Source organism: Chryseobacterium sp. CG10_8 (assembly GCF_058117085.1).
In genome coordinates this window covers 1-13,949 of record NZ_JBYVEB010000084.1, presented here as the reverse complement: position 1 = coordinate 13,949, position 13,949 = coordinate 1, and the positions used below count along the sequence as shown (strand labels likewise).

At 37.7% G+C, this 13,949-nt stretch carries 6 protein-coding genes; 5 read left to right on the top strand and 1 reads right to left on the bottom strand.

Features of this window, described 5'->3' with window-relative positions; genetic code table 11:
- From AC4AGG_RS12460 to AC4AGG_RS12440, 5 genes are all read left to right on the top strand, one after another.
- A partial coding sequence (locus tag AC4AGG_RS12460; protein ID WP_489772336.1) for a T9SS type A sorting domain-containing protein occupies positions 1-187 on the top strand: 187 nt, incomplete at its 5' end.
- A gap of 250 nt (positions 188-437) precedes the next feature.
- Positions 438-2,675 carry a T9SS type A sorting domain-containing protein gene (locus AC4AGG_RS12455; RefSeq protein ID WP_489772335.1) on the top strand — a complete coding sequence of 746 codons (2,238 nt, stop codon included), beginning with the start codon at positions 438-440 and terminating at the stop codon, positions 2,673-2,675.
- A 230-nt stretch (positions 2,676-2,905) separates the two neighbouring features.
- Positions 2,906-6,322, top strand: a complete 3,417-nt coding sequence (locus AC4AGG_RS12450; RefSeq protein ID WP_489772334.1) for a GEVED domain-containing protein — start codon at positions 2,906-2,908, stop codon at positions 6,320-6,322.
- Between the two features lie 209 nt (positions 6,323-6,531).
- Positions 6,532-10,677, top strand: a complete 4,146-nt coding sequence (locus AC4AGG_RS12445; protein WP_489772333.1) for a fibronectin type III domain-containing protein — start codon at positions 6,532-6,534, stop codon at positions 10,675-10,677.
- A 176-nt stretch (positions 10,678-10,853) separates the two neighbouring features.
- Entirely contained in the window at positions 10,854-11,513 is a 660-nt protein-coding gene (locus tag AC4AGG_RS12440) for a T9SS type A sorting domain-containing protein (RefSeq protein ID WP_489772332.1), read from the top strand.
- 279 nt (positions 11,514-11,792) lie between these two features.
- On the opposite strand, the gene AC4AGG_RS12435 is transcribed toward AC4AGG_RS12440, so the two are convergent.
- Positions 11,793-13,907: an Ig-like domain-containing protein gene (locus AC4AGG_RS12435; RefSeq protein ID WP_489772331.1), complete on the bottom strand. Its 2,115-nt coding sequence runs from the start codon at positions 13,905-13,907 to the stop codon at positions 11,793-11,795.
- Between the last annotated feature and the right edge of the window lie 42 nt (positions 13,908-13,949).

The window sequence follows — 13,949 nt, the reverse complement described above, 5'->3', positions numbered from 1 at the left end:
TATTAATATTTCAAACATTAGAGATATTAAATCAATTGGAGTATATGATATCTCTGGTAGATTAGTGAAAACTTTTAATAATCCTAGTTCAAGATTGAATCTTACGGACTTGAAGTCAGGGGCTTATGTTATAAAGGTTATTGGAAATGATGGTAAAACTCAAAGTTTCAAAGCAATTAAAAAATAATTCATAATTTAGGTTAATAGAAAGGCGGCTCATTTTTGAGCTGCTTTTTTTTTGCAATATATATTTTGGAACTATTAGTTGGTGCGGGTTTTTGTTACGATTATGATGTTTTATCGATATTTTATTATTATGTTTAAAGTATTACGATGTTTGTATTTTTTTATCAATTTATTTTGTAATATTAAAAACTTTTATAAATTTGATATACAAACTTAATTTTTAATTTTAGATTATGAAAAAACTATTACTTATGTCGCTCTTAATTCTTGGTATAGGGTTATCTGCTCAAATTACTGTTAATCAAAGTTTTGAGGGTACAGCTCTTCCAACTAGTTGGACGAGTTATTCTAACTCAGCGCTTTCAACAACAAGAAATCCAACTTTTGGTATTGATGCTGGTACGGCATGTGCTGGTACTAAAACAGCCTATGTAAATTTGTATGAGAGCAGTTGGTCCACTAATGTGCAAGATTGGTATTTGATATACGCATCTACTTTATCAAATGCAACAGCGCTTAACTATTCATTTAAGTATTTAGCAAAAGGGTATACCTCGAGTGCAACTATTGATGGAAATTTTGATGTTCAGTATTCGGTTGATGGAGGAACAACTTGGGTTGATTTGGTAACTTCAACTTCAATGAGCAGTGCAGCAGATACTCCAATCCCTTGTACTACTATTGCAGGCACTATTCCTGCGGGAACAATTCCGACGGGAGCCGATTTTAAACTCAAATTTGCTTCTCACGTTACTCCAGGTAGCGGTGCGGATTTTTATTTTGGTTTTGATGATGTACAACTTTCTCAGACTGTTACTGCTGCTCCAGCATGTGCCACTATATCAGCACCTGCAGCTGGTGCAACAGGTGTTTCAATAACTCCTACTTTGACATGGGGAGCAGTTGGAGGTGCTTCTAATTACAGCATCAATTTAGGTGTGACTTCCGGAGGAACTAGTGTTTTGAATGCCTTTTCTAATGGAACATCGACCTCTTATACTATTCCTGCGGCTTCACAATTACTTTACAATACAATGTACTACATGACTGTGATACCTAGTAATAATGTTGGCAGCGCAACGGGGTGTTCTGAAGTCTCCTTTACTACTTTAAATGTACCTTGTCCAACAGTTAATTCACCTACAGCTGCAGCAACCGGGTTGTCGGTGAGACCATCTATAAGTTGGACTGCCGTTGCAGGCGCAACCGGCTATCGTCTAAGTGTTGGAACCACTTCGGGAGGAACTGATGTGCTAAATAATCAAGATGTAGGCTCTGTAACTAGTTACACATTTACTGCGAATCTCAATACTAGTACTATGTACTATTATACTTTGACTGCTTATCAAGGGGCAAATGTGTCTTCTGGTTGTACGGAAAGAAATTTTACAACTGGAGCGGCATCGCCACCAACAAATGATGAATGTACTAGCGCAATTGCATTAACAGTTAATCCTGATCTTACTTGTACATCCGTTGGGTCGGGAAATACACTAGGGGCTACCCAATCATTGGCAGCATCACCATGTGATGGAAATCCAGATGATGATGTTTGGTTTAGTTTTGTAGCTACAAGCACTGCACATAAAATATCGCTAAGTAACGTTACATCAGTAGGGACTCAGACAACGACTGATGCATATTTTCAAGTATTGAGTGGTGTTTGTGGATCTCAAACTAGTTTATTGTGCAGTGATCCTGATACTGCAATTGCGTCAGGTTTAACAATTGGACAAACTTATTATGTAAGAGTCTACACCTACTACGGTACTGGTTATAACCTTAGTTTTGATATTTGTGTTGGAACTCCACCACCTGCACCTGCTAATGATTCTTGTGCTGGTGCTATTGCGATATCAGGCATAAGTGCTGGTGCTCCTTATAGCAATACGCAAGACGCATCATCAGCGACTAATAATTCTGGATCTATTTCAACATGTAATAATACATATGGAATGAACGATGGTGTTTGGTACGCTGTAGTAGGAGATGGTGGAACAATTACAGTAAATGTTGTGCCGACAACATCGTGGGATCCTGAATTAGCAGTATATACAGGTTCTTGTGGTAGTTTTACATGTGTTGGAAGTGCTGATTCTGGATGGTCTGGTGATGATGAGACATATTCATTCTTAAGCACTTTGGGTACTACATATTTTATTAATATTGGTCATTATAGTACAACGGATTATCCTGAAGACTCCTTCACTCTTAATGTTTCTACAACAGCGGTTTTAGCTATATCTGAAGTAGCATCAATTAAGAATGATATCAAATTGTATCCTAATCCATTTGATGATGTAGTTAATATTTCTAATATTAGGGAAGTGAAATCGATTCAGGTGGTTGATTTGGCTGGAAGATTAGTGAAAGCTATCGAAAATCCTTCTGCACAGATTAACTTAAGAGATTTGAAAGAAGGTATGTATGTATTTGTTTTAAACCTCAATGATGGAACTAAAAAGTCTATCAAAGCGATTAAAAAATAGTCTATTTATTATAGTTAATCTGAAAGCAGCTCTATCTGAGCTGCTTTTTTATTTAAATATGTTTGTTATCAAATGATTTAATAATATAGGATTGTGATTTTTTAGCATTATTAAAATCTTAAGGCTATTCATAAAGTGTTAGGGTGTTGATAAAATTTTTAGCAATTTATTTTGTAATATTAAAAAGTTATTTAAATTTGATGTTTAAACTTAATTTTTAATTTAATATTATGAAGAAAAAGTATTTTCTATGGTTGTTAGCTTTGTTAACGAGCTGGCAACTCAAAGCACAAACAATCTTGATTTCGCCTACCGTTAATAATGGTGGTTTTGAGTCAGGTACAACAGGATGGACCATAGCTAATGGTACTCAAACGAATAAGTGGCAAGTGGATACTGGTGCTACAGCAGGATTTTCTGGAACCAATGCAGCGTATGTTTCTAATAGTACCGCATCTCCATATGCTCATGCATATACTGTTAATAACTCTTCTACTGTGTTTTTTTATCAGGATGTGACTTTTCCAGCTGGAGAAGAGGATATTAGACTTAATTTTGATTTGATAGTTCAAGGGGAATTAGGATCTACTGGAACGCTTTATGATTATTTGCGTGTCTATTTAGTACCAACTACTTTTACTCCATCAGTGGGTTCAGTACCTAGTACTACAACATACCCAAGCAATTGGAGCTACAATATGCAGGGAGCTTCATGGACAAATAAAACTATTTCCATTTCAAGTACTCAAGCGGGGAATGCAACGGCAGCGTCGACAAAGAGACTTCTATTTATGTGGAGAAATGATTTCTCAAGTGGTACACAACCACCAATTGCGATTGATAATATTAATTTAACTACGCAAGTGATTTCTACACCTCCTTCATGTGTATCTATTACTGCGCCAGCTAATGCAGCAACTGGTACGTCAATAACTCCTACTATTACATGGATGTCGTCTAGTATCGCTAGTTCTTATGAAATCGCTATTGGAACAACTCCTGGAGGTAGTGATGTACTTCCTTTGACAGATGTGGGTAATGTATTAACATATACAGTTCCTGCTGCAAATCAATTACTGTATAGTACAACTTATTATGTGACAGTGTATCCAAAAAATAGCTTCGGTAGTGCAACCGGTTGTTCATCTAACAGTTTTACAACTAAAGCAATTGGTTGTCCGACGGTAAGCGCACCTGCGGCATTTGCTACTAATCAAGGGTTAACTCCTTCTTTTACGTGGAGTTCTGTAACTGATGCGACGGGTTATAAAATTTCGATCGGTACTACTGCAGGGGGTACAGATATAATGAATGCTGTTGACGTTGGAAACGTTCTTACATATACTTATAGTGGTACACCAGCATTGACTAATTCGACAATGTATTTTTATACCATTAATGCTTATACATCAACAAGTACATCAGCTTCATGTACGACAAGAAGTTTTGTGACGACGTGTGATGCTAAGACAGTTCCTTACACAGAAAACTTTGATACAACACTTGTTGGTAGTTCTGGAACTGCAAATAACAATGCTCCTGCATGTTGGTCTTATCTGGAGACGGCGTCCCATGCTGGCTACGGATTTGTTGCAACTGGAAATGCAGTTTCTCCAAGTAATAATTATTACTTGTATAATAGTTCGGGGACTACGGGTAATATTATGTTATTGTCTCCTCAAACTGTAAACCTTTCTGATGGAACAAAAAGAGTTAAGTTTTCTGCTAAAGCGGATGGGACTTACTCCTCAGTCTTACAAGTTGGAGTAGTAAGTAATCCAACTGATCCAACTACTTTTGTGATGATTGGCTCTGCTCTAAATTTGTCAACTACTTATGCTTCTTTTACAGTTGATATCCCAGCAGGAACTGGAAATTATCTTGCTTTTCGTCACGGATTAGGGGGGTCTAATAGAAGTGTTTATTTGGATAACATTACAGTGGAAAGTATTCCTTCATGTGTTGAGCCAGCAGGTTTAGCGGTTACAGGTAAAACTTCTTCTTCAGTAAGCTTACAGTGGACGGCGTCTTCGTCTAACCCTGCTTCTTATGATGTATACTACAGTACTTTGAATGTTGCCCCAACGGCTTTAACTACATTGGACGCATCGAATTCGGTTTCTTCAGCAACTAATACTGCTACAGTTAGTGGATTAACTGCAAATACACAATATTACTTTTGGGTACGTGCGCATTGTAGCCCTACTGATCAAAGTATATGGGTTGGTTATGCAACTGATTTTACTGGATACTGTGTTCCTACAGGGGGTGCATCTTCTAATCTCTATTATTTGAATAATGTTACCACAACTTCAGCAACAGCTATCAATTTAGCATATACTGCGTCAAGTTATAGTGCTTATGTAGATCAGACTGCAACGAGTTTTGGCAATTATCCAGGTTCTTCAATGGTAGCCAATTTGGCAGCAGCGGGGGCTAGTGGTAATACTCATTACTATTATTTATGGATTGACTGGAATAATGATTTAGATTTTGCTGATTCTGGAGAAACGATTCTAGCAACAACTACATATGCTGCTACAGGAAGTGCGACCATTAACGTACCAAGTGCGCAAGCTCAAGGCAACTATAGAGCTAGATTTGCAAGCTCCTATTCTGGTAATATTACTGCTTGTGGTCCTGCCCCTTATGGAAGCTATGTTGATTTTACATTTGTAGTTACGGCTCCTCCTGCGTGTTTGCCTCCAACAAATTTAACATCAACTACTACACCAACTGATGCTACAGTAAGCTGGACTGCTTCGACTTCTGCCCCTGCAAGTTATGATGTCTATGTTGGTAATACTTCAACGCAACCAACAACCCCTACCTATACTGGTGTTACAGGAACAAGTCAGGTGATTCCAGGAACTTCTGGTACAACTTATTATGTTTGGGTTGTTTCTAATTGTTCTGCGTCGCAAAGTACAGTATTAGGTCCTATAAACTATACTATTCCTTTTCCACCGCCAGCTAACGATAATTGTAGTACGCCAACAAACTTAACTGTTGGAGCTGCTTTTGCCCAAAATGCAATAGTTGGGACAGATTTTGCAGCGACTCTCACATCAGATGCAACAGCAACTCATACTTGTCAAAATACTGGATATAGAGATGTATGGTATTCTGTAACAGTGCCTGCAAGTGGTAGTGTTACCATTGAGACAGGATCAGTTACTGGAAGTGCACTTACAGATACTGTTCTTGCGGTTTACACAGGGACTTGTGGTGCTCTCACTCGTATAGGATGTGATGATGACAGCTCAGCTGATGGTAATTTTTCATTAGTAGCTTTAACAGGACAAACTCCAGGAGCAACTTTATTGATTGGAGTGTGGAACTATTCATCGGCAAATGCTGGAGATTTTAAAATCTCAGCATATGACGCTTCTTTGGCAACATCTGATGTAGCTTCAGTTAAAAATGATATCAAATTATACCCTAATCCATTTGACAGTATTGTTAATATTTCTAATATTAGAGATGTGAAATCTATTCAAGTGGTGGATTTGGCTGGAAGATTGGTGAGAACCATCGAAAATCCTACAGCGCAACTTAACTTAGGAGATTTGAAAGAAGGTATGTATGTATTTGTTTTAAATCTTAATGATGGAACTAAAAAGTCTATTAAGGCGATTAAAAAATAATTTTTAATACCTCATAAATTAAATATTGAACAGTTGGAAGCAATTCCAACTGTTTTTTTTGTGTTATATGTTGATGTTTGGTTATCATGTATATAAATAGGTTATTTTTTAATAATTCCCGAATTTTAGTAGTGTATTTTTAATTTTTATTACTTTGAAACTCTTATTAGATGTATATTTAGAAATCTTAAAATCTTAATTTATATGATATGAAGAAACTATTACTATTGTTCTTATTTTGTATCGGGATTTTCGCTTCTTCTCAGATTTTTGTAGAGGAAGGTTTTGAAGGTTCAGGTACTCCCGCAGGCTGGACGTATGTTAGTTTTGCCAGGATGACCACCAGCGGATATCCTTGTACTGGTGCTGCAGCGGTAAGGCGAAATTATAACTCTACGTCACCTTCCGGACAAGTAGAGTACAAGACCTCTGCCTCCAACGGAAATCAAATTGACGTCCAGTTTTCGTATTCTGCGAAGGCACAGAACACATCATCTCCTAATTTTGTGGGTAGTATGGTGGTGGATTATAGTGTTGATGGCGGGCTAAACTGGAATTTGCTTGGTTCATTTGTCAATTTTTCTGGTGTTGATGTCCCTTGTACTATTTTTTCGGGTACTATTCCAAGTGGAGTTGTTCCAGCTGGAACAGTTTTAACCATTAGAGTCTCGGGTAGTAATTCTGGTACTGTAGGGTGGTATCTGACATTAGATGATTTTCTAATTGTACAGACAGCGAGTTGTTATCAGCCAACAGGAGTAACAGCGACAGGAACTGGTACAAGTACTGCAAATGTTAGTTGGAATGCAGCGCTCATCAATCCGCTGAATGGTTATCAGATTTATTATAGCGTTGACAGTACACCTCCAACATCAAGTACGGTTCCTCAGGTCATCGACATTAATGGAACTTCTACACAGTTGACAGGATTGTTATCTTCTTATCAGTACTTTGTATGGATAAGGTCGGCTTGCGGTGGATCGGATTACAGTAATTGGTCGTCGATGGGTACCTTTACGACTAGCTGTGACACTAGAACTGTGCCTTATTTTGAAAATTTTGATAACGCTACGATAGGTAGTTCTGCAATTAATACGGCACCTCATTGTTGGTCATATATTGAGACTTCGGGATCATCAGGATACGGTTATGTTCGTAATTTGACATCTGCTCAGTCTGCTCCTAATGCATTTTATTTGTATAATGGTACAGACCAAACAGGAAATATGATGTTAGTATCACCTATTACAACTGATTTGTCTAATGGTAATAATAGGGTTAGATTTTTTGCAAATGGAACGGCTAATACCTATACATTAATTGTTGGAACTTTATCTAATGTATCTGATCCAAGTACTTTTACTGCAATCCAAACCATTAACCTTACAACCAATTTTGTTGAATATACTGTTAATGTTCCTTCAGGAACAAATCAAGTTGTAGCTTTTAAACATGGTTTAGGAGGCACAGGAAGGGCAATTAATATTGATGATGTAAGAGTGGAATTAATTCCATCTTGCGGTACGCCAACTAATCTTATGATGAGTAATCTTAGCTGGAATACAGCCCAAATCTCCTGGACTGCTCCATCTACTGCTCCGTCAAATGGATATGATGTCTATTATAGTACTTCTAATGTTGCGCCTACTAGCTCAACGACTCCAAATACTACTGTTTCGGGAACGACGGCGACAATTAATGTTTCTCCTGCAACACTTTATTATGTTTGGGTAAGATCAAATTGTGGTACTTCTTATGGATATTGGAATTCGGTGCCGCTTTCTTTTACTTCGTCATGTTCACCTTTTTCAATTCCTTTAGTTGAAGATTTTGAAACTACAGCAACTGGAAGTGCTTCTAATAATAATGCCCCGCAATGTTGGAAATATTTTGAAACTTCTGGTTCAGCTGGTAATGGTTATGTTAATGCCTCACAGGCTTCTAGTGGTGGTAATTCATATTACTTAAATAATGGAAGTGATACAACTGGAAACATTATGTTGGTGTCGCCATATATAACTAACCTATCTAGTGGTCTTAACCGAGTAAGATTTTTTGCAAAATCTAGTTCAGCAGGTTATCAACTACAAATTGGTACTTTAGCAAATCCTGTTGATCCTACAACATTTACACTTTTAGATACAATTACGTTGACAGCGACCCATGCTGAATATATATATGATATTCCTGCGGGAGCTAATCAATTGGTTGCGTTCAAACATGGTTTGGGTGGTTCTTCACGTGTTTTATATATTGATGATATCAATATTGAAGTGATCCCAACTTGTGTGAAACCTTCAAGTGTGAATTTTAGTAATTTGAGTCCTAACTCTGTACAAGTGAATTGGACGGCACCCGTTAATGCACCAGCAAATGGTTACGATGTATATTACAGTACTTCTGCAACAGATCCAGTAGCTTCGACTACACCAAGCATGTCGGTTTCGGGAACTTCTGCAACTTTATCAAGTCTTACACCTAATACTTTGTACTATGTTTGGGTTAGATCAAATTGTTCTACTTCAGACCAAAGTGTGTGGACATTAGTAACGAGTTTTACTACTGCTTGTTCTCCAATAACGGCTCCTTACTCGCAGAATTTTGATACCACTCCAGTTGGTAGTGCAACGATTCCCAATGCACCGCAATGTTGGACCTATTTGGAAACTTCAGGTTCATTAGGTTATGGTTATGTGACTTCGACTAATTCTTATTCGTCCCCAAATGCTTATTTCTTGTATAATGGGACTGATATCACCGGAAATATTATGTTGGTTTCTCCACTTACATCGAATTTGTCTTCTGGTAATTTTAGAGTTAAGTTTAAGGCTAGATCAAGTACGGCAGGTGCTATTTATCCAATTGAGGTAGGTACATTGTCTGTTATAGATAACCCAGCTACCTTTAGTATTATAGGTTCACCAATTGATGTTAGTTCGACCTATGCGGAATATACAGTTTATATTCCAAGTGGAACCAATCAAGTTTTAGCCTTTAGGCACGGTTTAGGAGGTTCAGCTCGAGGAATAGTTTTAGATGATATCATTATTGAGCAAATACCAAGCTGTGTAGAACCTTCAACGTTCTCGGTTGGGTCTACTACTGATACAACCGTACAGATTTCTTGGTCTACACCGATTAGTAATCCTTCAAGTTACGAAGTATATTATAGTACATCAAGCACTGCGCCTCTTTCGACTACATCACCTTCAGTGACTGGTCTTACCGGTAATAGTGCAACACTTACTGGTTTGCAGCCTTTTACAGGTTACTATATATGGATTAGATCTTCGTGTAGTTCTTCGGATAAAAGTATTTGGTATCCAGTTTCGCAGTTTTTTATTACGAAATGTACACCATCTGTTTCTATACTGTCCTCCACTGGTAATACTGTTTGTTTAAATGGAACGGCTAATCTAAGTGCCACAGCTTCTACTAATGCAACTATAAGTTGGTATGATGCTGCTACTGGAGGTAATCTTCTGGGTACTGGTGCAAGCTTTACAAGTCCTGCTTTAACAGCGACTACAAATTATTATGTTGGAGCTTCTCAGGGAGTGACTTCAACAGGTGGTAAGACTGCTCCAACAGGAACTCCAACTTCAGGCGCAGGAACTACTCACTTTGGATTAGTTTTCAATGCGAGTGAGACTGTTACCATAGAGAAAGTTACTGTATATCCTATCGGAACAGCAGGAGCTAATGGTTCTGTAGTTATAGATCTTATCGATGCAAATGGGGCGATTCTACAAACAGGGACCTTTAATGTGGTATGTGGTACAGTTAGTGCACTTCAACCCAATGTTCTACCATTAAACTTTGTGGTACCTGCAGGAAATAATTATAAGATTAGACCTAGAACTCGTGTCAATGTATCAGGCTTAGCCTTTGATCCATCAGCTAACGCACCGTCTGGAAATTATGGTTATCCAATTCAGATAGGAACATTTATCACATTAGTTAGCAGTACCTATTATGCTGCTCCTTCTAATACGCCAAGCGTTGATTTATATTACTATTTTTATAACTGGCAGGTTAGCAATAAATGTGAATCAGCACGAACCGCAGTTACTGCAACAGTAGATACAAGTTACAATGCTTTGTCAACAGTAGAAGTTGCGTCGATAGCTGATCAAATTAAGGTGTATCCTAATCCATTTACAGATTTTATAAGGATTTCTAATATTGAAGATGTGAAGTCGGTTCAAGTGATGGATATATCTGGAAGATTAGTGAAGAAGATTGATAGCCCTAGAGCAGAACTTCGTTTAGGAGATTTGAAAGAAGGGATGTATATTTTAGTTATTCAACTTAATGATGGAAGTAAGAAATCAGTAAAAGTTGTTAAGAAATAAGTATTTTTTCAAATTAATTTGAAATTAAGTTGAGCGGTCAGATCTTTTTCTGATCGCTTTTTTATTTGTTTGATTATTAGCTGGATATAAACTCTTTGGTTGTTTGATTCAAGAATTTTGTTAGAACATGTATTATTTTACAAAAGACTAGTGAATGTAATAGTGTAACATATCGTTTGTTTTTTACGGTAAATTCTCCTTTAAGTATTGCCTCCGTTGATATATATCCAAGTGCTGCAGCAGCAAGTTCTTCAATTACCATTGGGGTTTATAAAAGTGATGATACATTGGTTCAATCTGTAGTCCATACGATTGTCCAAGGGGGTTCATTAACAACTCCTGAGACGGTGACATTGAATATCCCACTTGTTGTAGGAACTTACTATATAAAAATGGTGGCAGGATCTAGTCAGTCTATTTACAGAAATAATGCAGGGTCAGCTTTTCCTTACTCAATTCCGGAGTTGAGCATCACTGGGCATAGTTTTAATGGTTATCCGCAATATTATTACTACTTCTATAATTGGAGAATTAATACCCAATGTGAAAGTCCAAGAACTGTTGTAACAGCTACAGTGGATACTTGTTTGGGAACTTCGGAAGCTTCAAAAGATATTGTGAAGCTGTATCCAAATCCATTTAAGAATATTCTAAATATTTCTTCTTCTAAAGAAGTAGAGTCTGTTTCGATTGTTGATTTGTCAGGTAAAGTTGTTAAAGTGGTGGATAAACCTCGTTCGCAACTAGACTTAGGAGACTTGATATCTGGATTATATTTCGTTAACCTTAAATATAAAGAAGGAGGATCCAAAACTGTGAAAGTAATTAAGGAATAATAAATTTTTATTAAAGCGCTTGTTAGTTTTGATATTATTTAAAAACGAACAGGTCGATCAATATTAATTTCTATGATTAAATAATGAAGCGATGCATCAAGCATCGCTTTTTTTGTACGGAAAAAGCATGCTTTTAGAGTTGTTTGATGTGTGGAAGTAATTTGTGTTCGAGGGGATTTCTTTACAGTCAAGCCAGGTAGTTTAAAATTATTAATGAGCGCGGGATATTGAGAAAAATGATTAGACTAGTGGTTGATTTGAGCTATTTCTTTTATAATATTATAGAATTTTGTTATTATTTACAGTGGCCACAGCAGGAGTATATGCAGAAACATAATAGTCAGTAGTAGTAGATAAGGCAGGAGTAACATATGTACTTCCTGTTCCTAAGCGAGTCCCTCCTGTTGCTGCATCATACCAATTGAACGATACCCCTGCCGCTCCAGTAGCAGACAGAGTAGCAGTGGTATTTGGACAAATAGTTTGTCCCGTCACTCCTGTCAACGTCGGTGGCTGGCACAATGTGTATACAACTGCGTTGCTTGTACTCCAAGCACTGAAATCCGTAGATGAGCAATTAGATCTTATCCAAACGTAATATTGCGTACTTGGCATCAACCCAGTAATCGTCCCACTTGTACTAGTAACAGTTGTAGAATTTGTCGAATCCAAAACCGTTGAAGAGGTCGGAGCTGTATTAACCGTACTGTAATATAGCGTGTAACTTATTGGTGTGGTAATTACGGGAGCAGTCCAAGACAAACTTCCTGTACTAGATGTTTGACCTGTTGTGGTGATCGCCGTTGGCTCAACACATGTTGGTGCTACTTCAACACTAATATCATCCAAATAAATTGACCTTCCAGTAGCTCCCAATCCGTGCCTAAATGCCAAATACTGAGCCGTAGTACTGGTCGGAATATATACTGTATAAGTTGTATGTGTTGCTGTTAGATTAATTGCAGAACCAATGATAGTGAAAGTTGTTGGATCAAGAGGATCTGTCAATGTACCAACTTCCAAAGGATAACCTGCACCAGAACTTCTTCCTGAGAATTTCACCATTTTTTGAACCCCTCCTAAGTTAGTCGTTTGCGGAGAAACAAGCATTTGATCTCCCGTTGTTGACGCTGTACTATTATACAAATAATAACTGTTAGGAGAAGAGGTCGCATTTCCAACTATTACATATCCATATCCTGCAAAACCTGAAGACTCTAGATAAGACCAACATAATGGAGCATTAGTATTACTTGTACCTCCAGATGAAGTGGTATCAAAATTCTGACTATATGGGGCCGTAAAAGGTGCGCAAACAGTAACAAAACTTCCAGCATTGACCCAACCACTAACATCCGAAGCAGAACAACGTGATCTTACCCAAACATAATAAGTTGAACTTGGAGCAAGTCCGGTCATGTTTACTGTTGTTGTTGCACTTGTAGCGGAATTGGTTGTATCCAAAACAGTACTAGAAGTTGGAGCGGTATTTGTCGTGCTATAATAGACCTCATAACCAACAGATGGAGCAACTCCAGGGGGTGTAAATGCAACTGTTGCTGTTGTAGTTGTAAGTGCAGAATAAGTAAAAGGACCAGAAGGTCCAAAGCAAGTTGGAGGCGTCCACACGTAAGTAAGCCCTTCATCTGGCATTCCTGGAGGCGAAGTCAATGTATTAAAAGCTTGTGAACTGTTATTAGCCGTTCCTTGCACTGAAGCCAAAAATAAATCTGTAGTAGTGTTAGTGCGATTAAAAAAATCACCATTAGAAGCACCTCGCAAACCAATTTGTCTAGTTCCAGTAATAGCCGTAGAACCTGCAAAATAACTTCCAGTAGAGTAAACTGCCGATATTACATTAGTTGTCTCCTGAAGTTTGATCTGAAAACTAAATACATACACATTGGTTAAAGAAGTAGATGCAGTAGGACGAAAGTTCTTCCATTGTATCGTTAACTCACGGTTAGGACTTGTACCAGTAACAACATAACTTATATCACCTGTTCTCCCATTAATATCATAAATTGCAGCTAGATCACCCCCGAAAGCTGAAACAACACCTTCATAGGCGCTGGTTGTAGAAATAGGAGCAGTGGTAGTAGCAGTTGAGGTGCCAAAAAAAATATAACCATCACAAGCTACATTGAGACTGGTGTAGTTAATTCCATTAAAATTAAAGGTAAAAGGGAGCGTAATCGGATAGTTACCTGTTCCCAATCCTGCAGCTGTTGTTACATTGGCAGTTGATGTAGCCAAAACTGTTCCCCCACTAATCTCAGTGTAGCTACCAATTGACTTAGAAAAAGTGTAGCTATTTACTTGAGCATTCAAGTTAGCAAAACCCAACAGAGTCAGACAAAATAGTAACAAACTACCTTTGCCAAAACTCCACATCTGTCTTGAAATTTCTTTCCATTTGTAGAATTCTTTCATCTA

Coding starts and splice junctions, on each gene's coding strand:
- AC4AGG_RS12455 (WP_489772335.1), top strand. CDS start 438: ATGTCGCTCTTAATTCTTGGTATAGGGTTATCTGCTCAAATTACTGTT.
- AC4AGG_RS12450 (WP_489772334.1), top strand. CDS start 2,906: ATGAAGAAAAAGTATTTTCTATGGTTGTTAGCTTTGTTAACGAGCTGG.
- AC4AGG_RS12445 (WP_489772333.1), top strand. CDS start 6,532: ATGAAGAAACTATTACTATTGTTCTTATTTTGTATCGGGATTTTCGCT.
- AC4AGG_RS12435 (WP_489772331.1), bottom strand. CDS start 13,907: ATGTGGAGTTTTGGCAAAGGTAGTTTGTTACTATTTTGTCTGACTCTG.